Annotated in this window: 27 protein-coding genes; 12 read left to right on the top strand and 15 right to left on the bottom strand. The window is 56.0% G+C overall.

The features are described from left to right. Positions 1 to 9: 9 nt before the first annotated feature. The gene (gene nadE / locus LGL98_RS14855) at positions 10 to 837 is read right to left on the bottom strand and encodes an NAD(+) synthase (RefSeq protein ID WP_004151921.1); all 828 of its coding nucleotides are present in this window, start codon (positions 835 to 837) and stop codon (positions 10 to 12) included. A 282-nt stretch (positions 838 to 1,119) separates the two neighbouring features. Between nadE and osmE the strand changes: the two genes are divergently transcribed. From osmE to chbG, 8 genes are all read left to right on the top strand, one after another. Beyond that, a complete protein-coding gene (osmE, locus tag LGL98_RS14850) occupies positions 1,120 to 1,458 on the top strand; it encodes an osmotically-inducible lipoprotein OsmE (RefSeq protein WP_004203822.1) in 339 nt (112 codons plus the stop codon). Positions 1,459 to 1,735: 277 nt separating this feature from the next. Beyond that, positions 1,736 to 2,056 (top strand): PTS N,N'-diacetylchitobiose transporter subunit IIB, encoded by a 321-nt coding sequence (chbB, locus tag LGL98_RS14845; RefSeq protein WP_002901547.1) that lies wholly within the window; start codon positions 1,736 to 1,738, stop codon positions 2,054 to 2,056. A gap of 19 nt (positions 2,057 to 2,075) precedes the next feature. Next, a complete protein-coding gene (locus LGL98_RS14840) occupies positions 2,076 to 2,192 on the top strand; it encodes a hypothetical protein (protein ID WP_012542074.1) in 117 nt (38 codons plus the stop codon). A gap of 11 nt (positions 2,193 to 2,203) precedes the next feature. After that, positions 2,204 to 3,562, top strand: coding sequence for a PTS N,N'-diacetylchitobiose transporter subunit IIC (gene chbC, locus LGL98_RS14835; RefSeq protein WP_136034942.1), 1,359 nt, complete (start codon positions 2,204 to 2,206; stop codon positions 3,560 to 3,562). A gap of 53 nt (positions 3,563 to 3,615) precedes the next feature. Continuing rightward, positions 3,616 to 3,963: a PTS N,N'-diacetylchitobiose transporter subunit IIA gene (gene chbA / locus LGL98_RS14830; protein ID WP_004179419.1), complete on the top strand. Its 348-nt coding sequence runs from the start codon at positions 3,616 to 3,618 to the stop codon at positions 3,961 to 3,963. Positions 3,964 to 3,990: 27 nt separating this feature from the next. Further along, positions 3,991 to 4,815, top strand: a complete 825-nt coding sequence (gene chbR / locus LGL98_RS14825) for a transcriptional regulator ChbR (protein ID WP_002901552.1) — start codon at positions 3,991 to 3,993, stop codon at positions 4,813 to 4,815. A 110-nt stretch (positions 4,816 to 4,925) separates the two neighbouring features. Then, a complete protein-coding gene (locus tag LGL98_RS14820; RefSeq protein ID WP_136034940.1) occupies positions 4,926 to 6,272 on the top strand; it encodes a 6-phospho-beta-glucosidase in 1,347 nt (448 codons plus the stop codon). Between the two features lie 12 nt (positions 6,273 to 6,284). Next, positions 6,285 to 7,043: a chitin disaccharide deacetylase gene (gene chbG / locus LGL98_RS14815; RefSeq protein ID WP_136034938.1), complete on the top strand. Its 759-nt coding sequence runs from the start codon at positions 6,285 to 6,287 to the stop codon at positions 7,041 to 7,043. A gap of 57 nt (positions 7,044 to 7,100) precedes the next feature. On the opposite strand, the gene katE is transcribed toward chbG, so the two are convergent. Beyond that, positions 7,101 to 9,359 (bottom strand): catalase HPII, encoded by a 2,259-nt coding sequence (gene katE / locus LGL98_RS14810; RefSeq protein ID WP_136034936.1) that lies wholly within the window; start codon positions 9,357 to 9,359, stop codon positions 7,101 to 7,103. A 205-nt stretch (positions 9,360 to 9,564) separates the two neighbouring features. Here katE and cedA point away from each other — a divergent pair, with 205 nt between their 5' ends. Beyond that, the gene (gene cedA, locus LGL98_RS14805; protein WP_004151919.1) at positions 9,565 to 9,804 is read left to right on the top strand and encodes a cell division activator CedA; all 240 of its coding nucleotides are present in this window, start codon (positions 9,565 to 9,567) and stop codon (positions 9,802 to 9,804) included. Between the two features lie 58 nt (positions 9,805 to 9,862). Here cedA and LGL98_RS14800 read toward each other — a convergent pair whose 3' ends face one another. The 4 genes from LGL98_RS14800 to hxpB all read right to left on the bottom strand — a co-directional run bounded on the left by LGL98_RS14800 (position 9,863) and on the right by hxpB (position 13,651). Beyond that, positions 9,863 to 11,254, bottom strand: coding sequence for an L-cystine transporter (locus LGL98_RS14800; protein ID WP_136034934.1), 1,392 nt, complete (start codon positions 11,252 to 11,254; stop codon positions 9,863 to 9,865). A 135-nt stretch (positions 11,255 to 11,389) separates the two neighbouring features. Further along, positions 11,390 to 11,980: a metal-dependent hydrolase gene (locus LGL98_RS14795; RefSeq protein ID WP_136034933.1), complete on the bottom strand. Its 591-nt coding sequence runs from the start codon at positions 11,978 to 11,980 to the stop codon at positions 11,390 to 11,392. Between the two features lie 91 nt (positions 11,981 to 12,071). Beyond that, positions 12,072 to 12,833: a 2-dehydro-3-deoxy-D-gluconate 5-dehydrogenase KduD gene (kduD, locus tag LGL98_RS14790; protein ID WP_136034930.1), complete on the bottom strand. Its 762-nt coding sequence runs from the start codon at positions 12,831 to 12,833 to the stop codon at positions 12,072 to 12,074. 149 nt (positions 12,834 to 12,982) lie between these two features. After that, on the bottom strand, positions 12,983 to 13,651 hold the full coding sequence (gene hxpB, locus LGL98_RS14785; RefSeq protein ID WP_136034928.1) for a hexitol phosphatase HxpB: 669 nt from the start codon (positions 13,649 to 13,651) through the stop codon (positions 12,983 to 12,985). Positions 13,652 to 13,839: 188 nt separating this feature from the next. Between hxpB and LGL98_RS14780 the strand changes: the two genes are divergently transcribed. Further along, positions 13,840 to 14,376 (top strand): YniB family protein, encoded by a 537-nt coding sequence (locus LGL98_RS14780; RefSeq protein WP_025713614.1) that lies wholly within the window; start codon positions 13,840 to 13,842, stop codon positions 14,374 to 14,376. A gap of 29 nt (positions 14,377 to 14,405) precedes the next feature. Here LGL98_RS14780 and yciA read toward each other — a convergent pair whose 3' ends face one another. The 5 genes from yciA to LGL98_RS14755 form a co-directional block, all read right to left on the bottom strand. Continuing rightward, positions 14,406 to 14,804, bottom strand: a complete 399-nt coding sequence (gene yciA, locus LGL98_RS14775) for an acyl-CoA thioester hydrolase YciA (RefSeq protein ID WP_002901629.1) — start codon at positions 14,802 to 14,804, stop codon at positions 14,406 to 14,408. A 99-nt stretch (positions 14,805 to 14,903) separates the two neighbouring features. Further along, a complete protein-coding gene (locus tag LGL98_RS14770; protein WP_136034926.1) occupies positions 14,904 to 17,087 on the bottom strand; it encodes a TonB-dependent siderophore receptor in 2,184 nt (727 codons plus the stop codon). A 268-nt stretch (positions 17,088 to 17,355) separates the two neighbouring features. Continuing rightward, complete coding sequence (locus LGL98_RS14765; RefSeq protein WP_136034924.1) at positions 17,356 to 17,895, bottom strand: septation protein A; 540 nt, start codon at positions 17,893 to 17,895, stop codon at positions 17,356 to 17,358. A 54-nt stretch (positions 17,896 to 17,949) separates the two neighbouring features. After that, positions 17,950 to 18,693 (bottom strand): YciC family protein, encoded by a 744-nt coding sequence (locus LGL98_RS14760; protein WP_136034923.1) that lies wholly within the window; start codon positions 18,691 to 18,693, stop codon positions 17,950 to 17,952. A 25-nt stretch (positions 18,694 to 18,718) separates the two neighbouring features. Beyond that, a complete protein-coding gene (locus tag LGL98_RS14755; protein ID WP_136034921.1) occupies positions 18,719 to 19,132 on the bottom strand; it encodes a YkgJ family cysteine cluster protein in 414 nt (137 codons plus the stop codon). Positions 19,133 to 19,401: 269 nt separating this feature from the next. Between LGL98_RS14755 and ompW the strand changes: the two genes are divergently transcribed. Then, the gene (ompW, locus tag LGL98_RS14750; protein WP_002901634.1) at positions 19,402 to 20,040 is read left to right on the top strand and encodes an outer membrane protein OmpW; all 639 of its coding nucleotides are present in this window, start codon (positions 19,402 to 19,404) and stop codon (positions 20,038 to 20,040) included. Positions 20,041 to 20,108: 68 nt separating this feature from the next. On the opposite strand, the gene ybiX is transcribed toward ompW, so the two are convergent. From ybiX to LGL98_RS14735, 3 genes are all read right to left on the bottom strand, one after another. Next, positions 20,109 to 20,786 (bottom strand): PKHD-type hydroxylase YbiX, encoded by a 678-nt coding sequence (gene ybiX, locus LGL98_RS14745; protein ID WP_136034919.1) that lies wholly within the window; start codon positions 20,784 to 20,786, stop codon positions 20,109 to 20,111. Positions 20,787 to 20,834: 48 nt separating this feature from the next. Next, positions 20,835 to 23,120, bottom strand: a complete 2,286-nt coding sequence (locus LGL98_RS14740) for a catecholate siderophore receptor Fiu (protein ID WP_136034917.1) — start codon at positions 23,118 to 23,120, stop codon at positions 20,835 to 20,837. A 702-nt stretch (positions 23,121 to 23,822) separates the two neighbouring features. Then, complete coding sequence (locus LGL98_RS14735; protein WP_136034916.1) at positions 23,823 to 24,770, bottom strand: quinone oxidoreductase family protein; 948 nt, start codon at positions 24,768 to 24,770, stop codon at positions 23,823 to 23,825. 74 nt (positions 24,771 to 24,844) lie between these two features. Here LGL98_RS14735 and LGL98_RS14730 point away from each other — a divergent pair, with 74 nt between their 5' ends. Further along, positions 24,845 to 25,303: a MarR family winged helix-turn-helix transcriptional regulator gene (locus LGL98_RS14730; RefSeq protein WP_136034914.1), complete on the top strand. Its 459-nt coding sequence runs from the start codon at positions 24,845 to 24,847 to the stop codon at positions 25,301 to 25,303. 43 nt (positions 25,304 to 25,346) lie between these two features. Here LGL98_RS14730 and LGL98_RS14725 read toward each other — a convergent pair whose 3' ends face one another. Next, positions 25,347 to 26,255, bottom strand: coding sequence for a LysR family transcriptional regulator (locus LGL98_RS14725; protein WP_136034912.1), 909 nt, complete (start codon positions 26,253 to 26,255; stop codon positions 25,347 to 25,349). Between the last annotated feature and the right edge of the window lie 123 nt (positions 26,256 to 26,378).

The raw sequence follows: 26,378 nt of genomic DNA, 5'->3' as shown, positions 1-26,378 counted from the left end.
GAAAAGGGACTATTTTTTCCAGAAATCGTCAAAGACGGTGATCGGCGGCCGACGCTTGTGTTCGGTTTTCAGATACCAGCCCTCGATCGTTTTGGCGATGCTCGGGTCCAGCGTTTTGCCTTCCAGATAATCGTCGATGTTCTCGTAGGTGACACCCAGGGCCACTTCATCCGGCAGGGAGGGGCGATCGTCTTCCAGGTCGGCGGTGGGCAGCTTCTTATACAGATGTTCCGGGCAGCCAAGATGGGCCAGCAGCTGTTTGCCCTGACGTTTGTTCAGGCGGAAAATTGGGTTGATGTCGGTGCCGCCGTCGCCATATTTGGTGAAGAAGCCGGTAATCGCTTCCGCCGCATGGTCGGTACCGACGACTACCCCTTTGGTCATTCCGGCGATGCTGTACTGGGCCTTCATTCGCTCACGGGCTTTTTCATTTCCGCGAACGAAGTCGCTCAGTTCGATGCCTGCTTCGCGCAGCGCCTGTTCGCTGGCCAGCACCGCAGCTTTAATATTGACTGTCAACACCCGGTCAGGCTGGATAAAGGCGATGGCGTCCTGGCAGTCCTGCTCATCCGCCTGCACACCGTAGGGTAAACGGACGGCGATAAACTGCAGGCTGCTGTCGCCGGTTTCGGCACGCAGTTCGTTAATCGCTATCTGGCACAGTTTTCCCGTCAGGGTGGAGTCCTGACCGCCGCTGATACCCAGCACCAGCGATTTAATAAACGGGTAGGTCTGCAGGTAGGACTTCAGGAAATCGACGCTGCGGCGGATCTCGCCTGCGACATCAATCTGCGGCTTTGCGCCCAGCGCCTGAATAATCTCTTGTTGTAGCGTCATCGCGCCCTCCGAAAGTGAATCTGTTTGGCAAGCTGTTGGCTTAAAGCTACCTCTTTGCCGCTGAAACGACAAGGACCGGGGTTTTGACTGCCGGAAAAGAAGGCAATCAATGACATAGGTTTTCATTATAGATGCTGTACCGCGCGTTGCGCCGCCGTCCGACGTCGGTAGAACAATCCTGTTTACGCAATAACACAACCTGACATGATTTCGCAGTTCGGCTTGAAAAATAACACTATTTATTCCAGGCTTATCGTTACACAGTAGAAGAGAGGAACCAAAATGAACAAAAGCTTAGCAGGAATACTGGGCGTCACCGTCGCGTTAACCTTACTCGCGGGCTGTACCGCTTACGACCGTACCAAAGACCAGTTTACTCAGCCGGTGGTGAAAGATGTTAAGAAAGGGATGTCGCGTCAGCAGGTGATGCAGATTGCCGGCAAACCTTCAACGGAAGTCACCATGGTCCATGCTCGCGGCACCTGTCAGACCTACATCCTCGGTCAACGAGATGGTAAAGTGGAGACCTATTTCGTTGCCCTCGACGAAACAGGCCATGTGATGAACTCCGGCTACCAGACCTGCGCCGAGTATGATACCGATCCACGCAACGCCAAGTAAGCTTCCTACTGTTTACTGAGTTCTACGTAAGCCCGACCACCGGTCGGGCTTTTTTGTGAGTCATGATGCTTATTTAATTGCGCGAATTATTTGGGTGAAAATGTGAGGGTAGTCAAAACCGGAGGTCAATGAGAGACAATTCTGTTCAACAGCGAATTATCCTGGCGGCTCAGGTTGCCGTATACTCAACTCATAAACAGAATTAACCGGATGTTACCAGTCTTACCGGCTCGCAGCGGTTGCTGAAGCCCTGGTCTCACACATTGAGGAAGCGTTCATGGAAAAGAAACACATTTATCTCTTCTGCTCGGCAGGCATGTCCACGTCACTGCTGGTCTCGAAAATGCGCGCGCAGGCAGAAAAATACGAAGTCCCGGTCATTATTGAAGCCTATCCCGAAACCCTCGCGGGTGAAAAGGGACCGGAAGCCGACGTGGTATTATTAGGACCACAAATTGCGTATATGTTACCGGAAATTCAGCGTCTGCTGCCGAATAAACCGGTAGAAGTCATCGATTCTCTTCTCTATGGCAAGGTGGATGGCTTAGGCGTATTAAAAGCCGCCGTCGCGGCCATTAAGAAAGCTGCAGCACAATAATTTTAAATTTTAAAACTCGATGTATTTTGACGCCTGGCGGCACCCCGTTGCCGGACGTCAAAAAATAAAGAGTTTATTTTCCCGTCAAAGAGTAATTTCATACATCATCGCCGTAATAGTTTATTGCGGCTTTTAAGGGTATTGACTATGAGTAAAGTGATCGACTCGCTTGAAAAGGTACTCCTTCCTTTTGCAGTAAAAATAGGAAAGCAGCCGCATATTAATGCGATTAAAAACGGATTTATTAAATTAATGCCGTTGACCCTCGCCGGGGCCATGTTTGTATTAATTAACAACGTTTTTTTGAGCTTCGGCGAAGGCTCTTTCTTTTATTCCATGGGCATTCGCCTGGATGCCTCCACCATTGAAACCTTAAACGGTTTTAAGGCTATTGGCGGAAACGTCTATAACGGTACCCTCGGGATCATGTCACTGATGGCGCCGTTCTTTATCGGCTCCGCGCTGGCGGAAGAGCGCAAAGTTGACCCGATGGCCGCTGGCCTGCTGGCGGTGGCGGCCTTCATGACCGTGACCCCGTATAGCGTGGGCGAAGCCTATGCGGTGGGCGCCAACTGGCTGGGTGGGCAGAACATCATCTCCGGGATGATTATCGGTCTGGTCGTTGCGGAACTGTTCACCTTCGTGATCCGTCGCAACTGGGTGATTAAACTGCCTGACAGCGTGCCGGGGTCGGTATCACGCTCTTTCTCCGCGCTGATCCCGGGGTTCTTGATCCTCTCCATCTTCGGCATTATCTCCTGGGCCCTGGCGAGCTATGGCAGCAACTTCCACCAGATCATCATGGACTCTATCTCCACGCCGCTGGCGGCGATGGGCAGCGTGGTTGGCTGGGCATACGTTATCTTTAACTCCCTGCTGTGGTTCTTCGGCGTGCACGGTTCTCTGGCGCTGACCGCCCTGGATAACGGCATCATGACCCCGTGGGCGCTGGAAAACATCGCGCTGTACAACCAGTACGGCTCTGTTGATGCGGCCATTGAAGCGGGCAAACAGTTCCACTTCTGGGCTAAGCCGATGCTCGACTCCTACATCCTGCTGGGTGGTTCCGGGGCGACGCTGGGTCTGATTATCGCCATCTTTATCGCTTCTCGCCGCGCTGACCATCGTCAGGTTGCGAAGCTGGCGCTGCCGTCAGGCATCTTCCAGATTAACGAACCGATTCTGTTTGGTCTGCCGATCATCATGAACCCGGTGATGTTCATCCCCTTCGTGCTGGTCCAGCCGATTCTGGCGGCCATTACGCTGGCGGCTTACAGCCTGGGGATTATCCCACCGGTGACCAACCTGGCGCCGTGGACTATGCCGACCGGTCTGGGGGCGTTCTTTAACAGTAACGGCAGCGTTGCCGCCCTGCTGGTGGCCCTGTTCAACCTTGGCGTCGCTACCCTGGTCTACCTGCCGTTTGTGGTGCTGTCGAATAAAGCGCAGACCGTTATCGAGCAGGAAGAGAGCGAAGAAGATATCGCTAATGCACTGAAATTCTGATACCGCGCGGTACGGGCAGCGTCCCGTACCGCCTGATAAATGAGGGAAATATTATGTTTGATCTGGACAACATCGACGCGGTAGAAACCCCGGAAAATGACCTCGAAGAGGTAGTGATGGGGCTGATTATCAACTCCGGACAAGCCCGCAGCCTGGCCTATGCCGCGCTGAAGCAGGCGAAACAAGGCGATTTTGCGGCGGCGAAAGCGATGATGGAGCAGTCGCGCCAGGCGCTGAGCGAGGCGCATCGCGTGCAGACCCAGCTTATCGAAAGCGACGAGGGCGAAGGGAAAATGAAGGTTAGCCTGGTGCTGGTGCATGCCCAGGACCACCTGATGACCTCCATGCTGGCCCGTGAGCTGGTCGCCGAATTGATTGAGCTGCACGAGAAGGTACAATAGGCCATCGCGACGATGAGGCAGCCCAGAATGATGACCACCGAGATCAGTACCGCCAGAGAACAACAGCTGTTCAACGGGAAGAACTTTCATGTGGTCATCTATAACAAAACGGAAAGCGTGAGCGGGCTTCACCAGCATGATTACTACGAATTTACCGTGGTATTAACCGGGCGCTATTACCAGGAGATCAATGGCAAACGGGTGCTGCTGGAGCGCGGGGATTTCGTCTTTATCCCGATGGGCTCGCACCACCAGAGCTTTTACGAGTTTGGGGCGACGCGCATCCTTAACGTTGGCATCAGCAGACGCTTCTTTGAGAAACACTACCTGCCGCTGCTGCCGTTTGGCCTGGTGGCTTCGCAAGTCTACGCCGTGCAGAGCGCTTTTCTCGGCTACGTTGAGTCGGTTATTGCCTCACTCAATTTTCGCGAAACGGAATTTGATGAATTTATCGAGCTGGTCTCCTTTTATGTCATTAACCGTTTACGTCACTATCGTGAAGAGCCGGTTGCCGACGTAACGCCGCAGTGGTTAAAAAATACCGTGGAGGCCATGCACGATAAACTGAAATTCGGTGAGGGCGCGCTCGAAAATATGGTTCGGCTTTCCGGAAAAACGCAGGAGTATTTAACCCGGGCAACCCAGCGCTATTATGGTAAAACGCCGATGCAGATAATTAATGATATCCGTATCAACTTTGCCAAAAAACAGCTGGAAATTACCAATTATTCGGTGACGGATATTGCGTATGAATCAGGGTACAGCAGCCCGAGCCTGTTTATTAAAACCTTTAAAAAACTGACGTCGTTTACGCCGAGCAGTTATCGCAAACATTTGACCAGTATTAATTAAACCCACGCGGTGTTCGCCGCCAGGTTTATATCGAAAATCATTCAAGTTAACTGTCCGCATTGTTGCGGAGAGCGGCCTGCGTCCAGGCGCAGCGCCTAAGGGAGAAAAAGATGAGCCAGAAATTAAAAGTAGTCACTATTGGCGGCGGCAGCAGCTATACCCCGGAATTACTGGAAGGATTTCTGAAACGTTATCATGAACTGCCGGTAACCGAGCTGTGGCTGGTAGACGTGGAAGAGGGCCAGGAGAAGCTCGATATTATCCATGCGCTGTGCGAGCGGATGGTGGAAAAAGCCGGCGTGCCGATGAAAGTCTATAAAACACTGGATCGCCGCGCAGCCCTGCAGGGCGCAGATTTCGTCACCACCCAGCTGCGCGTGGGCCAGCTGAAGGCGCGTGAAAAAGATGAGCGCATCCCGCTGAGCCACGGCTACCTGGGCCAGGAAACCAACGGGGCAGGCGGGCTGTTTAAAGGGCTGCGCACCATCCCGGTGATTTTCGACATCGTGAAAGATGTGCAGGAGATTTGCCCCGACGCATGGATCATCAATTTCACCAACCCGGCGGGCATGGTCACCGAGGCGGTTTATCGCCACACCAATTTCAAACGCTTTATCGGCGTGTGCAACATTCCTATTGGCATGAAGATGTTCATCACCGACGTGCTGCAGCTGAGCCCGAGCGATGAGCTAAATATCGACCTGTTCGGTCTGAACCACCTGGTGTTCGTCCGCGATGTGCTGGTTAACGGTGTCTCGCGCTTCGACGAACTGCTGGACGGCGTGGCCTCTGGCCGCCTGACCGCGAACTCGGTGAAAAACATCTTCGACCTGCCGTTTAGCGAAGGGCTGATCCGTTCCCTGCGCCTGATCCCATGCTCCTACCTGCTCTACTACTTTAAGCCAAAAGAAATGCTGGCGATTGAGATGGGCGAGTACTACAAAGGCGGCGCGCGCGCCCAGGTGGTGCAGAAGGTGGAGAAACAACTGTTCGAGCTATATAAAAACCCGGATCTTAACGTCAAGCCGAAGGAGCTGGAGCAGCGCGGCGGGGCCTATTACTCCGATGCCGCTTGCGAAGTGATTAACGCTATCTATAACGACAAGCAGACTGAGCACTATGTAAATATCCCGCATCATGGCCATGTCGATAATATCCCGGCGGACTGGGCGGTAGAGATGAGCTGTACCTTAGGTCGCGACGGCGCGAAGCCAACGCCGCGCATTACACATTTCGATGAGAAGGTGTTAGGGCTTATCTACACCATCAAGGGGTTCGAAGTGGCGGCCAGCCAGGCGGCGATCAGCGGTGAGCTGAACGATGTCCTGCTGGCGCTGAACTTAAGCCCGCTGATCCATTCCGATCGGGACGCCGAGCAGCTGGCGCGGGAGATGATTCTGGCGCATGAGAAATGGCTGCCAAACTTTGCGGCGACTATCGAAAAACTCAAATCGTAACGGGAGCGGCTAATGGAACGCGTATTGATCGTCAATGCCGACGACTTCGGCCTTAGTAAAGGGCAGAACTACGGCATTATCGAAGCCTGCCGTAACGGCGTGGTGACATCGACCACCGCGCTGGTCAACGGCGCGGCCATTGACCACGCCGCCCAGCTGAGCCGCAGTACCCCGGAGCTGGCGGTCGGGATGCACTTTGTACTGACGCTGGGCGAGCCGCTGTCGGCCATGCCGGGATTAACCCGCGATGGTCGGCTGGGCAAATGGATCTGGCAGCAGGCGGAAGAAGGAAGCTTGCCGCTGGAGGAGATTGCCCACGAGCTGGCGTGTCAGTACCGCCGTTTTGTCGAACTCTTCGGCCATGAACCGACGCATATCGACAGCCACCACCATGTGCATATGTTCGCTCAGATCTATCCTATCGTGGCGGCCTTTGCCCGTGAGAAGGGGATTGCGTTACGCATTGACCGCCTGGTGGCGGCGCAGGGTGGGCTCGATCAACAGGCGGCGCGCAGCAGCGCAGGCTTCAGCAGCGAGTTTTACGGTGAAGCGGTCTCTGAGGAACTGTTTCTGCAGACGCTGGATGCCTCAATCGCCCGCGGGGAGCGCTCCCTGGAGGTGATGTGTCATCCGGCTTATGTCGATCGGATCATTATGGACAGCGCCTACTGCTATCCACGACTGGATGAGCTTGATGTGCTGACATCTGCCTCGCTGAAAGCGGCAGTGGCCGACCGGGGCTATCGTCTGGGAACTTACCGCGACGTGTAAGCCCGGTGGTGGAAAGGGAAAGTGAATCAAGCCCGGCACCGTGTGCCGGGCTTTTTGCTATGCCGGAATAGCGGCGATTTTCGGGCTTCTCGACCACACACGGTGGGCCGTCATCAGGGCGAGCAGTTTGTCCGCCGCTGGCGTGTCGAGCGCATCGGTGACGATAACCCCTTCTTCCCCCTGGGGCGGAACCTGCAGAACAGACGTCAGCTGCCGGGCATCACCTGCCAGCAGAATCGGCTTCAGATGCTTATAGGCTTCCAGCAGGTAATAGCGCGCATCGCCGCTCTGGCTCAGGGCGCTGAGATCGCCGCCAGGCACCACCACGGCATCCACCGTTAGCGATGGAGAACCGGCGAAAGTGCCGGCGATCGGCAGCGGAGAGCCATCATCGGCGATGACTTCGCCCATCCGTGAGTAAAGCAGCTTACTGTGCACGCCCTGGGCCTGCAGCGCCTGCAGGAGCTGAACCAGATCCTGCGCTGAGGTGCGTTCATTGAGCAGGACGGCCACCACCCGACCTTTCACATCTCCTTCGGCGTCGGCGTAGAGGCTGAGGCTGGGGTCTTTCTCCACGCCATTGACCGGGGCGGGCAGGGTAAGGTTGCGCTGATCGTCGCTCAGTTCGATACCTAAATTCGCCCCGACCGCTTCCGCAAGCCGGGTATCGATATGGGCCAGGTGATCGACCACCCGCTCGCGGATCCAGGTGCGGACCACTTTGCTGAGCTCGAAGCTGAAACCATCGATAATATGCTGCTGCTCAATCGGCGTCTGGCTCAGCCAGAACAGACGGGGCTGAGCGTAATATTCGCCGAACGAAGGGCTGCGCTGGCGGATTTTTTCGCCGTCGACGCGCTCGGCGAGGGACTCAAAGCCGCCGCGTTTGGCGGCTGGCGGCGTTTCACGCGGCCAGTTGTCGTTAATTGAGTTGGGCTCGTAGTTGGCCGGATTGGTGTCAATATCCATCCGGTGCATCCCGTCACGCTGGAAATTGTGATACGGGCAGGTCGGACGGTTGATGGGGATTTCATGGAAGTTCGGCCCACCCAGGCGGCTAATTTGCGTATCGGTGTAAGAGAAGAGGCGCCCCTGCAGCAGCGGATCGTTGCTGAAATCAATGCCCGGGACGATATGTCCGGGATGGAAGGCCGCCTGTTCATTTTCGGCAAAGAAGTTATCCGGGTTGCGGTTGAGGACCATTCTGCCAACCCGCTGCACCGGCACCAGCGCCTCGGGGATGAGCTTGGTGGGATCTAGCAGGTCGAAGTCAAAATCAAATTCATTCTCTTCGGGGATCAATTGCAGGCCAAGCTCAAATTCCGGGTAGTCCCCGGCTTCGATGGCCTCCCATAGATCGCGGCGATGAAAATCGGGGTCGCGACCGGTCAGCTTCTGCGCTTCATCCCACACCAGCGACGCCTTGCCGGCGACCGGTTTCCAGTGGAAGCGAACGAAGGTGGCTTTGCCCTCGGCGTTAATCAGACGGAAGGTGTGAATACCAAATCCTTCCATGGTACGGTAGCTGCGCGGGATGCCGCGGTCGGACATCGCCCACATCACATTGTGCAGCGTTTCCGGTTGCAGGGAGACATAGTCCCAGAAAGTATCGTGGGCGCTCTGCCCCTGAGGGATGGCCCAGTGGGGTTCAGGCTTCACGGCGTGGACGAAGTCGGGGAACTTCAGCGCATCCTGGATAAAGAAGACTGGGGTGTTGTTGCCCACCAGGTCAAAAACTCCCTCGTCGGTATAAAACTTGGTGGCGAAGCCGCGAATATCGCGCACAGTGTCCGCCGACCCCGCGCCGCCCTGCACGGTGGAAAAGCGCACAAAGACCGGAGTGATCTTATCGGCAGCCGAGAGAAAATCGGCTTTGGTCAATGCCGCCAGGCTTTTGTAGGGTTGAAAGTAACCGTGGGCGGCAGAGCCGCGGGCATGAACGATCCGCTCCGGAATACGCTCATGGTCAAAGTGGGTGATCTTCTCGCGCAGAATGAAATCTTCCAGCAGCGTTGGGCCGCGGGTGCCAGCGCGTAGTGAATTCTGATCGTCGGCAATACGTACGCCCTGGTTGGTGGTCAGCGGAACGTCTTCTCCGCCTTTGCGCTGCGGTTCGAGGGCGTCAAGTTTGCTGCTGTGGGTTTCCGGCGCTTTCAGGCTGCCGGGGGCTGTCGGTTCGGCGCCTGGGGCGGTGGGTTTCGGCGTCGGGCGCCACTCCCGATCGTCCGGCGCCAGCGAGTCGAGACCCGGCTGCGCTTCCTCGCTGTCATGGACCGGTGCCTGTTGGTGGTGAGGGTTCGGGTGCTTATCAGACATTACTCGTCTCCTGCTTTCATTGCTAAAAGTGGTCGTTGATAGACCAAAACCCTTCTAACTATAGAACATTACGCTGTCTGCGCCCGGCGAGGGGGCAGGGAGTTATCCTAAAATGCGCATCGGCGGCAGGGGGGCGACGAACGGGTCCACAATCGGCTATGATAGAGGTTTCTGTTTCCCGCTCTGTTTAGTGAATCCATTTGTTATGAAACCATTGCGCCAACAAAATCGCCCTGTCATTAGCTACGTGCCGCGCGTGGAGCCTGCGCCTCCGGAACATGCCGTGAAAATGGACCATTTTCGCGATGTCTGGATTTTGCGCGGGAAGTATGTCGCTTTTCTGCTGATGGGGGAGCATTTCCGTCGTTCACCGGCGTTCAGCGTGCCGGAATCGGCGCAGCGCTGGGCTAACCAGGTGCGTCAGGAAGGTGAGATAGAAGCCTGAGTCAACTGCAGAAATAAAAAAACCGCTGAATGATCAGCGGTATTTTTGTGCTTGCCGTTTAGCGATGCGCCAGTTCGGCCTCTTCTTCGCTATCGAAGATCGACTTATCGGTCTGGCGCAGCCACTGGCTGGTCAGGGTGCCGGCGGTCATTGAGCCGTTAACGTTCAGCGCGGTACGCCCCATGTCGATCAGCGGTTCGACGGAGATCAGCAGCGCTACCAGCGTCACCGGCAGGCCCATCGCCGGCAGGACGATCAGCGCGGCGAAGGTCGCGCCGCCGCCCACCCCGGCAACACCCGCCGAGCTGACGGTGACGATGCCCACGAGGGTGGCAATCCACATCGGATCCAGCGGGTTGATGCCCACGGTCGGCGCGACCATCACCGCCAGCATGGCCGGATAGATACCGGCGCAGCCGTTCTGGCCGATGGTGGCGCCAAAAGAGGCAGAGAAGCTGGCAATCGACTCCGGCACGCCGAGACGACGAGTCTGCGCCTCAACGTTCAGCGGAATGGAGGCGGCGCTGGAGCGGCTGGTAAAGGCGAAGGTGATCACCGGCCAAACTTTACGGAAGTACTTCAGCGGGCTGACGCCGTTAATCGCCAGCAGCAGGCCGTGGACGACAAACATAATACCCAGCGCAATGTACGAGGCTACTACGAAGCCGCCAAGCTTGATGATGTCCTGCAGATTCGACCCTGCAACCACTTTGGTCATCAGGGCCAGCACGCCGTAAGGGGTCAGCAGCATTACCAGACGAACCAGCTTCATTACCCAGCCCTGCAGGGTATCGATGGCGGTCAGCACGCGCTGGCCTTTTTCCACATCCTCTTTCAGCAGCTTAAGCGCTGCGACGCCGAGGAATGCCGAGAAAATAACGATGCTGATGATGGAGGTCGGATTAGCCCCGGTCAGGTCAGCAAACGGGTTCTTCGGCACGAAGGAAAGGATCAGCTGCGGGACGCTGAGATCGGCCACTTTCCCCACATAGTTGCTCTGGATGGCGTTCAGACGGGCGGTCTCCGCGCTGCCCTGGACCAGTCCCTCGGCGGTGAGGCCGAACATATTAGTCACCAGCACGCCAACCAGGGCGGCGATCAGGGTGGTGAACAGCAGAGTACCGATGCTCAGGAAGCTGATTTTCCCCAGCTGCGAGGCATTGTGCAGGCGGGCCACCGCGCTAAGGATGGAGGCGAAGACCAGCGGCATAACAATCATTTGCAGCAGCTGAACATAACCGTTGCCGACGATATTGAACCACTGGATGGAATCCTTCAGCACCTGGCTGTCAGACCCGTAGATCAGCTGCAGCGCCAGACCAAAGACCACGCCAGTCGCCAGACCGACCAGCACTTTTCTGGCCAGGCTCCACTGTTTATGGCGTGTTTGCCCCAGCGCAAACAGTAATACGGCGAACACGACTACGTTCGCTATTAATGGAAAGTTCATCCCCGTTCTCCTGATATTTTTATAACCTGGGCTGGTGGATAACCAGCTCTTATGACCGCAAGATTAGCAGAAGGCGTTATCAAGGACTTATATTCAAATGGAATGGGTTATAACCAAACGGTGTTTTCCGCCGCTTTATCGCCCACTCTGGTGACTAATGAAGCGATTGAAGGTAATTTGCAGGGAATTGATTACCCCGGATGACCAGCGTATCGCGCTGTTATCCGCCAGCGTCTGCGGCATCCAGACGGCATAGACGAACAGCGCCATACACAAGGCGCGTTCGAGCTGATTGCCTTTGCGCGGCGCGAGGATCGGCAACCGGAAGCGCCACCGGCAAGGCCACAGTAGCGGCACACCGGCGGGGGTGAGCATATCGGCGAGAATGTGGCTAAGATAGCCCAGCACCAGGCCCTGAAGGGCATCCGCCGGGATAATCCAGCTGTCAGGCACTTTCAGATAGAACAGCGTCAGCGCGCCAAACACCGCCAGCAGGCTGTGGGTAAAGCCGCGGTGGCCAAAAGCCCGCGCCACGGGCTTTGAGATCCAGCTCAGCCGTTGGCCAAGAAAAGACTTAGGGTGATCGATGTCCGGCAGCAGGCAGGTCAGGACCGCAGAGGGCACAATATGCCACCAGTCGCCCTGCGCCAGCACCGGCGTTAACTCTGCGTTTTTGGCAAATACTGCGCAGGCGATTGAAAAGAAGAGATGGCCTTCCGCCGTCATGATCATACACCCTAAACTGTCGATTCATACAGTATAGGGTTTTTATACAGTGTACGGAAGAGGTGACGGTGTAACTCTTTGTCACAAACTCTTAGCGCGCCAGCCATCCGCCATCGACGGCCAGCGTGTAGCCGTTAACATAGTCGGCGGCAGACGAGGCGAGAAACACCACCGGTCCCTGCAGATCGCCCGGCACACCCCAGCGCCCGGCGGGAATGCGCTCGAGGATCGCCTGGTTACGCTCTTCGTCTTCGCGCAGCGGCTGAGTGTTATTGGTCGCCATATAGCCGGGCGCAATGGCGTTGACGTTGATACCCTGGCTGGCCCATTCGTTGGCCAACAGACGGGTGAGGCCGAGCAGGCCGCTTTTCGAGGCGGTGTAGGAGGGCACGCGAATACCGCCCTGAAACGAGAGCACCGAGGCAATGTTGATGATTTTCCCGCCGTCGCCCTGATGAATAAACTGTCTGGCGACCGCCTGGCTAAGGAAAAACACGGCTTTAAGATTCAGGTCAATCACCGCATCCCAGTCGCTTTCCGGGAAATTCAGGGCATCATGGCGACGAATAGTTCCCGCGTTGTTGACCAGAATATCGACCCGACCCATCGCCGCCACGGCCTGGTCAACCAGGGCAGTCATATCACTCTGATGGCTGAGATCCGCCTGTATGGCATGAAACCGACGTCCCAGCGCCTGAACCTGTTCGGCCGTATCATGGGGGATCTTGCGGTTAATGCCGACGATATCGCACCCGGCCTGCGCCAGGCCCAGCGTCATTCCCTGTCCCAGGCCGGTATCGCAACCGGTCACGATGGCGACCTTACCCGTCAGGTCGAAGGCGTTCAGTATCATATTCACCTCTGTCAGCTGATCTTCAGGCGTACCATGACGCCACCTGTCCCCAGCATAGAGGCAGAGAAACAAAATTACAATTAAAATGAAACTGTGTTTTGATTTAAGTTCTGGCGGCGTGACAGCGATTGTTGCACCCGCCAGTGGTCTTAGCCGAGCAAGTTCTCTGCAGTGAGGGCCAGCAGTGACGGGAGCTTGACGTCCGCCAGCACAAAGCGCGGGTCGCGGCTATTCTCCGCTTCCGGCACCACGATAGCCCGCATGCGCGCGGCTTTGCTGGCGATCATGCCGTTGACAGAATCTTCCAGCGCGACGCAGCGCTGCGGGTCGACTCCCAGGGCAGCGGCGCAGTTGAGGTAAACCTGCGGGTGCGGTTTGCTCCAGGGTAAATGCTCCGCAGAGGCGAGCGCATCAAACTGGTCGCGCAGTTCAAACATAGCGAGCACTTTTTCCAGCATCATCAGCGGCGAGGCCGAGGCCAGGCCCACCTTCAAACCCTGAGCTTTACACAGGGCCACCGCTTCGCGCACGCCCGGCAGCAGCGGACGGGAAGCTTCCACCAGCTCGATGGCGCGACGGATAATGCGCGCGGTAGCTTCCGCCCGATCTACGCCGTGCCACGGCTGCTGCGTGTACCACAGATCCACCACCAGGTCGATTCGCAGACCGAGCAGGTCGGGCAATTCATCGCGGCGACGGGTATCCACCCCCAGACTTTCCATGACCTCGACTTCCGCCTGATCCCAGAGCGGCTCCGAGTCAATCAGCAACCCGTCCATATCAAATATCGCGGCCTCAATGCGGCGCTTCGCTGACATATGTCCTTCTCCTGTTGCGTAATCAGATAAACGAATCGGCAATCATGGTATATCATACCGCGCATTATTGGGCGAAATTCGCCGTGGCAGATAGACTTATACTCGACATACTCGGGGGAGCGAGGGAAGCCAGCGCCACGCAACTGGCAGCAGGCGAACCACCAACGCGTCTTTAACAAGGGGAACTCATGACGTACCAACAAGCTGGACGCATAGCGGTTATTAAACGCATTTTAGGATGGGTTATCTTTATTCCCGCCGTGCTGTCGACGCTGATTTCTGTGCTCAAATTTATGTATGAGCACAGTGAAAAGAAACCCGGCATTGATGCGGTAATGATGGATTTTGCGCACGTGATGATTGAGATGATGCGCTTTAACACGCCGTTCCTGAACTTTTTCTGGTACAACTCACCGCTGCCGGATTTTCACCATAGCCTGAACATCGGCTTCTGGATCATCTTCATTCTGGTGTTCGTCGGCATGGCCCTGCAGGCTTCCGGCGCGCGGATGGCGCGGCAGGCGAAATTTCTCCGCGAGGGGATTGAGGACCAGCTGATCCTTGAGCAGGCCAAAGGCGTAGATGGGTTAACCCGCGAGCAGCTCGCCGAACGCATTGTGGTTCCGCGCCATACTATCCTGGTGCAGTATTTCCCACTGTACGTGCTGCCGGTGATCGTGATTGTCATCGGTTACTTCTTTTTTTCGCTGCTGGGCTTTCTGTAAGTCAGGTGCCCGGCAAGCCGGGCACCTTCTTATTCCGCTGGCAGAGGACGTGGTTTTCCCTGATTATCAACGGCAACGTAGATAAACAGCGCTTCCGTCGCCTTGTAGCGTTGGCCAATCGGTTCTGAAGAGACTTTTTTCACCCACACTTCGATGTTAATAGTTACCGAGGTGTTTCCGCGCTTCACACAGCGGGCGTAGCAGCACACCACGTCGCCAACGGCGACCGGGCGTAAAAAGGTCATCCCATCCACCCGTACGGTCACCACGCGACCTTGGGCGATCTCTTTGGCCATAATGGCGCCGCCAATATCCATCTGCGACATCAGCCAGCCGCCAAAAATATCCCCATTGGCATTCGTATCCGCCGGCATGGCAAGAGTACGTAAAACCATTTCGCCCTTTGGGGCGAGATCTGTTGTTGTCATGCTCTACTCTGTTGTGGTCAAAGACGATCAGCGGGATGCTACTATGAAAATAGCTCAGTGAGAATAGGGGAATACGCCCGCTGGCGCGGGCGCGGTGGTTCAGAAGGAGAGGGTCACTCCGGCGTAATACGCGCGGCCAGGCTCATTGTAGGTCGAGGCGCCGGCATTTTCGCGATACAGTTGCTTATCAAATAGATTACTTATTCCGGCGTTCAGGCGAATATCCCGGTTTAGCTGATACTGAGTACCAATACCCACGATGGAATAGGCGCCAACCTCGGTGGTGGCAAGGGTTCCGGTTTCGTTGCGGATCTCCGCATACTGACGCGGCTTCTGACGGCCATAAAGCGTCCAGTTAACATTCGCAGACAGGGCGTCGTTTACCTGCCAGTCGAGCATCGTGTTAACGGTATATTTCGGGATGACCGACAGCGGGTTGCCTGTCTCTTTACTTTCAGATTTGAGCATCCAGGTGGCATTGGTCCGCCAGCTGAGGATATCAGCCAGCACCGGGATCAGCAGATTTCCTTCCAGCCCCTCGACCACGGCTTTGCCGCCGTTCTGCCACTGCAGAATATTATTGCCGCTGGAGGTATAGCCCAGCACCTCGGTTCCGGAGACGATTTTGTTTTTGTAATCGTTGCGAAACCAGGTGACTCCGGCTGCGTAACCATTAAGGTTAAATTCGATACCGATCTCTTTGTTAATACTGATTTCCGGATCGAGGTCAGGGTTGCCCAGCAGATAGCAGCTGCCTTCGGCGATCGTGTTCGGACAACCGTTGCCGCGGGTGGAGAGCAAATAGCCCTCACTAGATTGATAGAGGTTAGGCGCTTTAAACACGCGCGCGATACCGGCCTTCAGCGTGAACATATCGCCCAGCGCTTGAGACACGTTGAGGCTTGGACTCCAGTTGCTACCAAACTGATTATGATAATCAAAGCGAATGCCGGGGATCAGGTTGGTGCCGGGTACGGCTTCGATATTATCCTCCAGATAGATCCCGGTGAGAGTGGCGCTGTTTTTGGTACTCCGTTGCGCAGGATCGCCCGACGTTCCGGGGATAGTCTCGCCGTTGCTGTTAGTGGCCTGCATCGATGCCGGGTCGTCGAGCTTATCATGATTCCATTCCATTCCCAGCGTCAGCGTCTGGTCTGCCAGCCAGTAAAAAGGCACATTGAATTCCGAGGTAGTACGCCAGGATTCCAGACGGCTGGTGGCATAATCTTCACTGTTGATCATACCTTCGACGCGGCCGGTAGAGCCTTCCTGCAGTCGGGTATTGTTGGTTTTCTCGTAGTAAACACCGGCTTTGGACTGACCCCAATCCCATAGACCGTTGTAGGTCAGTCCCCAGGACTGGCGATAGAGGCGATTAGTTTCGTGGCCGTACAGGGAGTCTACCAGCCCGTTCGGGCTAAGATTGCCGTTGCTGTATTGAGTATCACCGGCATAGATATTCCCCTGACGGCTGTAGGCGTAGCTGAAATCGAGAATTTGTTGCGGGGTCATTTTCCATGACAGTAGGGCGTTAATGTCTTTATTGCGGACCCCTTCACGTCCCGCAGCGTAAGAGCCGTTTTGCGCATGGTTAATGTCCCAGGCGTCGGGTTCCGTTTTATTGATATTGCCATACAGGCGCATGGTCAGCGCCTCGCCGGCCAGTGGGCCGCTGAGATTGAAATTAGCGCGATTAGTCGTGCCTTCCTTGTTGTTTTCCGGCTGATTGGTGAAGAAAGAGAGCGAACCGTGCCAGTTGTTGGTCGGGCGTTTGGTAATGATGTTGACCACTCCCCCCGCCGCGCCGGAACCATAGCGTGCGGCAGCCGGACCGCGGAGAACTTCAATTCGCTCGACCATTTCGGCAGGTACCCAGTTGCTGTCGCCCCGGGTATCGCGTTCGCCGCGCCAGCTATAGCGAACCGCGTTACGTGACGTGACCGGTACCCCATCTATCAGGATCAGGGTGTTCTCCGGCCCCATGCCGCGAATATCAATCTGGCGGTTGTTGCCCCGACTGCCGCTGGCGCTGTTGCCGGTCAAATTCACCCCGGGCATTTTACGGATGATGTCTGAGAGATCGTTGACCGGCGGCTGCTTAGCAATATCCTCTGCCGTGATAATCGACACCCCGGGCTGTTGCTTAAGCGCCTCTTCCGCCGTACTGCGCACAATCATCGTTTCGGTATCTTGTTCTGACTCTTCAGCAAAGGCGTTCGGGACGAGCAGACTGGATATGACCAGCGCCAGGGTCGTTGGAGCATAATATTGCAGCGATCTCATATAAATATCCTTTTCAAAGCCAATAAAATGAGATCGAGAATATTAATGATAACCATTATCATTACAATGTAAGGAAATGAATCTCCATAAAATCCTCACAATTACCGCAATTTTTTATGCTGTTGAGAGAAATCATGTAGGGAACTTGCGTATTGTGGCGGAAACGCTGTCAGGTTATGTGCGGAAGTTGTGATTGCAGGGAACGGTTGCCAGCGCAGTGAGATCGTCCGGGGTGAGCGCGGCGCGCGTTGGCGCGCCGGCGGAGCAATTAGTGGTGGTCGTCCTGGGGCATATGACGGTAGATGTAGATCCCGCTCAGCAGCGTAAAGACCAGCGTGAGGGCGGTTAAGCCAAAGACCTTGAAGTTGACCCAGATATTTTGCGGCAGCCAGAACGCGATATAGATATTGGCCAGCCCACAGAGGATAAAGAATACTGCCCAGGCCAGGTTAAGCCGCGACCAGACCTGCTGCGGCAGGGTCAGCTCTTTGCCCAGCATGCGCTGGATCAGCGGCTTTTTCATCACCCACTGGCTGAACAGCAGCGCGCCGGCGAACAGGGCATAAATCACCGTCACCTTCCATTTAATAAACTCATCATTGTGGAAGAAGATGGTTAACCCGCCAAAGACGGCCACCAGCACAAAGGTGACCAGCGCCATTTTTTCGACTTTACGATAGCGCACCCAGCTGTAGATCAGCACGATGGCGGTCGCCACAATCAGCGCCGTGGTGGCGGCATAGATATCGTAAAGCTTATAGAAGGCAAAGAAGACCACCAGCGGTAAAAAATCCAGAAACTGCTTCATACATCGATCCCGTCTTTCAGGACGGACCGGGGATGCCCCCGATCCTGGTTAAAATTAGCTGCGGATAAGCATATATACGCGGAATAAATAGATCAGCAACAGGGCGGAAATCAGGTTGCTGATGGTGTTGATGACCACTGCCCCTACATTCGGCGTCAGGACGGCAAAACTGGAAGCGAGCAGTAACAGCAGGGTTTTTGCCGCCAGCCAGCCAATAATGGCTGGCGCCACCAGCCGCAGGTTGGCCCACGCCAGGCGCATGCTGCTGCGCATGGCGCTGAGGATGCCCATTTTGTCCTGTACCAGCATGATCGGCGCAAAGGCCAGCACGATGGCCAGCAGCACGCCGGGCACCAGCACTAACATCATCCCCATTTGCACCAGGAAGGTGGTGAACAGGATCAGCAGCAGCAGCTTCGGCAGCACCGGCGCCGAGGCGCCGATGGCACGCAGGGCGCTGACACGATGACCGGCAGAGACCAGCTGGATCAGCAGCAGGATGCCGCCGACAAGGATCGCATTACCCACCAGACCTGAAAAGGTCGATGCCGCCGAGGCGCGCAGCAGAACCTGCTGCTGCTCCGGCGTCATGTTCTGCACCAGCTCGAACAGGCCGGCGCTACCGGCGAGGTTATCCCCTTCGCTGAGGATCGACAGCTGCTCGTCGCTGGGTGAAAAGGCATGGCCAAGTACTACCGTGATGAACGCGCACAACAGCGCAATCAGCAAAATGGTAATGAACTGATTACGAAAAAAATTCCCGGTGTCACGGTAGACGGACTTCGCCGTGATAGACATGCATTCTCCTTGAGTGTCGCAGGTGTTAACTAGCCGGCGATTGTACCGCAAATCGTTGCGTCGTAGCACTCTCTGCGCCGGTCAGGGCAGGTATATCTTTGTAAAGAGGCCGCAATGGTGGCAGGCCGTAGCGCGCCCGTGCCCGGTTGCAGGCATCGTTTTCCTCGCCATTTTCCCCGGACATGGCGAATTCGCGGCACGGTGAGGGCCGGTTTTCATAGATAGTGCAGTGGACGGCCTCACCAATGTTGCCAGACAACGCTGCGCAGCGGCTCTGGCGTTGGTTAGTGCCGCTCATGCAGCGCAGGAAGGGGGTCAGCGGCTCGGTCAGCGCAGAGGGGACCAGGCCACCCGCGTCGTCGGCTTCCGCCCAGTAGAAAGAGACTCGAAAATACGCACAACAGGCACCGCACGTCATGCACGGGTTGATTTCACTCATAATTACACCTGAAAAAAACGCATCAACACAGATTGTCGGCAGTTAACTTATCCAGCCGCCTCAGCGGCGGCAAGAGGGGCAGAAATAATTTTTTGTTCGAATAGTGAAAATTGATGTGAAAAGGAATCAGCACATTGCGATCGGTTGCAAAAATTAATCTGGATCAATAAATGTTAAATCTAAGGATTTAGTGTGATCTAAAACAGATCAAACGTAACTCGTTATAGGTATATTTGGCCGCGCTGAAAAACCATAATGAGGAAGTGGATATGAAGAAGTTAGCAGCGGCGGCATTGATTCTTGGCACGCTTTCTACCGGCAGCGTCTGGGCGCATGAGGCGGGTGAATTTTTCATTCGTGCCGGGACCGCTACCGTCCGTCCGACGGAGGGCTCTGACAATGTGCTGGGTAGCCTTGGCAGTTTCAACGTCAGTAACAACACCCAGCTGGGTTTAACCTTTACCTATATGGCGACCGATAACATTGGCGTGGAATTACTGGCGGCAACGCCGTTCCGTCATAAGGTCGGCACCGGGCCAACCGGGACCATCGCCACCGTTCATCAGCTGCCACCCACCCTGATGGCGCAGTGGTACTTTGGCGATGCGCAAAGCAAGGTGCGCCCGTACGTGGGGGCCGGTATCAACTACACCACCTTCTTTAATGAAGACTTTAACGACACCGGTAAGGCGGCCGGGCTTTCCGATCTGAGCCTCAAAGACTCCTGGGGCGCGGCGGGGCAGGTTGGCCTCGATTATCTGATTAACCGCGACTGGCTGCTGAATATGTCGGTGTGGTACATGGATATCGATACCGATGTGAAATTCAAAGCCGGCGGCGTGGACCAGAAAGTCAGCACCCGCCTGGATCCGTGGGTGTTTATGTTCTCCGCAGGCTATCGGTTTTAATCTCTGTTGAAAACTGGCCAGCGGACGGCCAGTCTATTGCCTCGTCCTCCCTGCTTGCGATCAGCGGATCATACTTCCGTCCACTGGCGCAGCAGGTTGTGATACATATTGAGCAGGGAGAGGACCTCTTCTCCGTCGCCAAAGCGGGCCTTCAGAGACTGGATGGTACGGTCCAGGTCGTAGAGCATCGCGCGCTGTTTATCGTCGCGGACCATCGACTGGATCCACAGAAAAGAGGCCTGACGTACGCCGCGGGTGACCGGGGTGACGCAGTGCAGGCTGCTGGCGGGATAGAGCACCAGATGCCCGGCCGGGAGTTTCACCCGGTGCTGGCCATAGGTGTCTTCCATCACCAGTTCACCGCCCTCATAGCTCTCCGGATCGCAAAGAAATAGCGTTGCCGACAGGTCAGTGCGCATCCAGCCCGCCTCGCCGATCTGGCGAACGGCGCCATCGACATGAAAACCATAGGTCTCACCTGGCCCATAGCGATTAAACAACGGTGCGGAAATCGTCCGCGGCAGCGCGGCGGAAAAAAACTGCGGATGGCCGCGCAGCGCGTCGAGCACAGCGGTCTGCAGCTGGGCATACAGCGGCGTTCGGGTATCGATCTGCTGGTTCTGTTTGACGGCCGCCCCCTGGCTGCCGACCGTAACCCGCCCGTCGACCCACTCGGCCTGCGCCAGCTGTCGGGTAAATTCCGCCACCTGGTCTGTCGATAGCACGTCAGGAATGTGATACATCATTGCGGTGTTCTCTCTAAAAGGTGGGGCGCAACGGCCCCACGCACAAACTCAGAAATGGACGTTCGCCGTCAGCATAAAGGTACGGGGCTCGCCCGGATGATAGCGATAGCCGCTCTTGTTGATGGAGGCCACGTAATCGGTATCAAACAGGTTGTACATATTGAGCTGCAGATCGAGGTTGCTGTTGACCCGATAGCCCAGTTTGGCATCGGCGACCCAGTAGCCCTCGGTGTGATCCGGGGTACCGACCGCGCCATCGCTGCCCCGGCGCAGGCTCCCGACATAGCGCACACCGCCGCCGACGGACAGATCGCTGGTGGCTTGATACTGCGTCCATAGCGTAAAGGCATGTTTCGGGGTGTAGGCCAGGGCGGAAGATCCATCCTGCGCCACATTCTGCCCCTCTGTCACTGTCGCATGCTGCTGAGTGTAGCCCGCGATGATCGTCCAGTCCGCGGTCAGGTTTCCGGTCGCGGAGAGCTCATACCCCTCCACGCGCTTTTTGCCATACTGCGACCAGGTCCCGTCATCGTTGGCGGCCACTTCGTTTTCAATATCCGTACGGAATAACGCCGCGCTGAGCAGCAGACGTTTGTCGAAGATTTGCCACTTGGTGCCCAGCTCGCTGGATTTTGCCTTCTGCGGCTTAAAGTCGGTGCGGTTAGCGCTGTTGCCGCTGCCGCTGGCGGCCAGGGCGAAGCTGCTGCCCCCCGGCGGCTGCTGTGAGATAGCGTAGTTGACGTAGACATTGCCCTGCTCGGTTAAGTGGTACAGCGCCCCGGCTTTCCAGTTAACCAGATTGCCGGATTTGGCGGTGTCGACGGTGGTGACCGGGCTGCCGGTCGACTGGCCAGGCGGGCAGGCGATAGCCCCGCGTCCGCTACCGCCGCAGGCGGTGGCGCTGTCATATTTGGTATGGTAATTGTCGAGACGCAGTCCGCCGTTGACCTCAATCCGCTCGGTCAGCGCCAGCGTATCGAAGGCATAAATCCCGAAGGTATCGGTCTGGCCGTTGGCGTTCGCCCCGTTTCTGTCCAGCCCGCCAATCGACAGGTGACTCACCGGATGGTAGAGATTCACCGCCGGCGCGGTCAGGGCGTTAACGCCATAGTTGGTCTGGTTTTCCCGGGTGAACTCCACGCCAGCGCTGATGTCATGGCCTATCGAGCCGGTATTGAACGTCGAGGTGATATTGGTCTGGTTGGTCAGAATGCGGTTGCTGACATCTTTGGTATTAACCAGACGCGACCAGCTCCAGGTGTTGACGTCATTGATATCAGGAGCGGTGATATTGCTCGCGCCGCCCATCACCGCGGTCAGAAGATACTCCTGTTTCACCCGCGACCAACGGGTGGTATTGCGCACGGTGGTATTGTCCGTCAGATCATGTTCGAAGCGCAGGGTGCCGCTGTCGGTGGTGGATTTATCATAATCGGAGTCGGTGCCATAGAAATTGTTGGTATCGACCTTGCCGGCGGAGTTGAGCGCGGCATATTTCGGCGAAGGCGCCGAATAGCCCGGCAGGCCGACGGTGGGGATCCCGCCATCCGGGGTGTTGTTCTGCCGGACGTGCAGATAGTTCAGATACAGACGAGTTGGGGTATCGAGTCCGAAGGCCAGCGACGGTGCGATGCCATAGCGTTCGTTTTCAATGCGGTCCCGACCGGCGTCATGGGTTTTTTCCCCCATCAGGTTCAGACGGAACGCAGCGTTATCGCTAAACGCCTGGTTAAGGTCGAGAGTGCCCCGGCGCGACCAGGCGCTGCCGATGCTGGCTGAACCGTCGATCCCGGAGTCAAGGCGCGGCTGCTTGCTGATCATATTGATCGAGCCGGAGGGCGCGCTGCGGCCATAGTCCGTGCCGGCGGGCCCTTTGATGACTTCCACCTGCTGGGTATTGAAGGTATCGCGCGTCACGCTGCCGATGTCGCGAATGCCGTCCACATAGATGCTGTTAGAGGTATCCACGCCGCGCATGTAGATGGCATCTCCGGTGGTTGAGCTGCCATTCTCCCCGGCATAAAACGCCCCGACGCCGGGGACGTTTTTGAGGGCGTCAGTCAGGTTGGTGACGCCCTGATCTTTAATCACCTGTTCCGGGATCACGGTGATGGTGCGGGTGGTATCGACCAGCGGTTTATTGAATTTCGGATCGGCAGAGGCGCCGGGAGAATAAAGTGAAGGTGGGCTGGCTTCCACCACCAGCGTCTCTTCACTATTTTTGACCGATTTTTCCGCTGCGATGCCCGTTGCCGGTGAGGCACCCAGACACAGACCCGTAAACAATGCCAATGAGTTGAAACTGCCGAAAGGCAGAGAAGCGTTTTTTTCCATGATAAATGCAGGCTTATTTTTAGTTATTAGCACATCTCACACCGCGCAAAAGCGACGTTATTCGTCGTCTGGCTTGCGCTGACCCGGTGTGACTTCATAAATGATAAAAAGAATAGTTATCATTCTTCTTAATATTTACATAGAAAAGTTGACGTTTAAACTTATTTCTTCATCGCAATTTACATAATTCACAAATTTTGAACGAAAAGGGTGGTATTGGAGCGAAAGGGCGGCTGAAAGAGGCCGGAGACAGGCCGCGCTGCGAAGTGACAGGCGCGAGGGTTAACCCAGCGCTTCGTGGCTTTTGGCATAAAAGATGCCCTCCTTCTGCGCGAGGAGGACGCCGTTCTGGAAATTGGTGTAATGAAAAATAGGGGACCACCGATCCCTCTGCAGGCTCTGTACCGCGACCGCGTGGTCGGGGTGATGACCAGCGAGCGTTCTCTCGCTGCGTGACGGAGAACGATGCCGCGCCGTATGTCGTCTGGAGCAGGCGCCGGGCCACCGCTGGCGGCGGCAGCTGGTGCGTGAGGTGTGTTGCGAGTAAAAAAAAGCCCGCACACGTGCGGGCAAAAATACTGGAAGCAATGTGAGCAATGTCGTACTGAATACCTGAGTTATTTACTCAACTATTCAGTAATGAGAAAGATAATATTTCTCATTTAAGATATCAACCCCATCTTTTGTGCGGAAGCGATTTTTTTATCCGAGGGTAAAGACCGTGCGCTTCTGGCTGTCGTCCTGCGGCCAGGCCGCCGCGATCTCCTGCAGCGGCCGCGGGGTAGTGGCGATGGTCAATTTACCCGGCACCGCCGCCTGCAGCATTTCACCCGTCGCCGCCAGCAGTTGCGGCATCGTCAGGCTACCGATACCGCTGCCCATCAGCAGGAGTGGGGCGGAACGCAGCACTGCGCCATTTAACGCGATATCGGCGCCAGCCAGGGATCCCACCTGCACATAGCGCACCGGACTGCCGGCAGGGGTATATTTCGCCAGCGCCGGCAATAACAATTCCGCGCTGCGCCCCCACAGATAATCGATAACCACATCAATCTGTGCGGCGCTGGCCACTGAAAACTGTTCAGTCACTGTTTTATCATCAGCGTTTAACTGAATGCACACATCGGCGTCCAGCGCCGCCAGCGCCTGCGCATTACGCCCGGTCGCAATGATTTTTTTTGTCCCCAGATAGCGGGCAATCTGCACCGCCAGTTGACCGGCGCTGCCGGTGGCGCCGTTAATCAGCACCGTTTCACCGGCCTGGAGCTGGGCGCGTGTCACCAGCGATGCCCATGCGGACATGCCGGGATTGGCCATCGCCGCCGCGCTAACATCATCGAGCGCATCCGGCACCGGCAGGCAATTCTGCAGGGCAACCGGCGCCCGCTGCGCCATACTGCCGAAGGGGGCGGTGGGGAAGGCGAAGTAGACGCGCTGGCCATTGGGTAATGTGCCGACGCCATCGATACCGGGCACAAAGGGCAGATTGCCATCGAAGCTGTAATGGCTTCCAGACGCCCGGGCCTTGACCACATGGCTCATCGCGGCGGCGCGGATGTCAATGAGCGTCTGGCCCGGCGCAGGCTGCGGCTCGATAAAATCGGCCCAAACCGGGCCTTCTGCAAGGTCAAAAACCACGGCTGCTTTCATAAATTATCTCCTGTCGGGGATTATGTGTAAAATACACATATTGTTTTGCAGCACTATACGCGGAAAATTAATACATGCAAGATGCACATAATGACTACGACATTACCGATTTTCACGGCGCGCTGCTGGATATCATCAGCGTGATGAACCAGCCGCTGCGCGACGAGCAGATCCTCCAGGCGGCCGGCGTCCAGCTGGAACAGATGCTGTTTCCGCTGCTGGTGGCGGTAGGGCGCCATGGCCCGGTAGGGGTGGTTGAGCTGGCGGATCATTTAGGGCGCGATTACACCACCGTCAGCCGCCAGGTGAAAAAACTGGAAGCCCAGGGACTCGCCTGTAAGCAACCTAACCGTCATGACCGACGGATCAGTGAAGTGACGCTTAGCGCCAAGGGACAACGGATGATCGACAGTATTGCGCTAGCGCGGCGGCGGTTAATGAATCAGGTGCTGGCGCAGTGGCCGGAAGAGGAGGTGCAAGCGCTGTTTCGCTTAACGCGCAAATACGCCGACAGTCTGCAGCAACCGAGCTAAATTCTCGCGTGCTGCCGCCCTGGCGCAACAATCATCTTGTTCGTCACAAATCACGGGTCAGCTCGTCGATGTTGTCGGAAAGTATCTCCAGCAGGGATCGCACATAGATATTGTTATTTCCCTGATGCCACATCGCGCTGAGGGGAAGGCCTTCGATATGTTTTTTGGGCGTGAGCGCAAGGTATTTCACGCCGTCCGCATTCATGTCTTTATAGGACGCAGGCACCAGAGCAATACCGAGTCCAGCGGCAACAAAACTCAGGATAGTCTGCTTCTCTTCAGCATACTGCGCGATAACAGGCATGCTGCCACCTTCCTTGAAAATATTCATTGTCAGGTCATGGCTGTGACGCCGGGTGCGTCTTTCCGGCAAGATAACCGGCTCGTGCCGAAAGTCATCGATACTGACTTCATCATAACTGACCAGCCGGTGGTTAGCGGGCACGGCGAGCACGCAGGTTTCATTGGCGATAAAACGCGTTGTCAGCGTGGCATCAATGTGTTCCGGCGGGCGCACAAAAACCACATCCAGCCATCCTGAAATGAGTCGGGGGATAAGTTTGTGAGATTTATCTTCCGTAAGATGAATATCTGCTTCAGGAAAACGCCTGACGAAAAGATTAAGCAATTCAGGAAGTAATCCTTTGGCTGCGCTGTCGATAGCCCCGATCCGCAACGTTCTTTTCTGCAACAGGCTATTTTTCCGGAATCGCTGCCGTAGCGCATCGAAATCAGCAATGACCGTTTTGGCCTCATTTAAAAAGGCGGCGCCTTCAGGCGTTAGCGACACGTTGCGTGTCGATCGATTCAGTAGCCTGATCCCCAAATCATCCTCCAGTAGTTTGATAAAGCGACTCAGTGACGCAGGCATCATTTCGAGTTTACGGGCAGCCCGGCCAAAGTGAAGCTCATCACCTAATACCACAAAGCAACGTAGCTGATTTATATCCATTTTTTCACCAAAAGCTGATTATGCAAATTATTTATATAAAGCCGTGCCGATGATAAAGCGGTTCAAAACTTCATACTGGGTTTATTACAAAACGATAACAACCCTACATCACTATGGAGCATC

The sequence above is a fragment of the Klebsiella africana genome (genome assembly GCF_020526085.1).
GTDB classification, from domain to species: domain Bacteria; phylum Pseudomonadota; class Gammaproteobacteria; order Enterobacterales; family Enterobacteriaceae; genus Klebsiella; species Klebsiella africana.
This window is presented reverse-complemented; position numbering and strand designations above follow the sequence as displayed.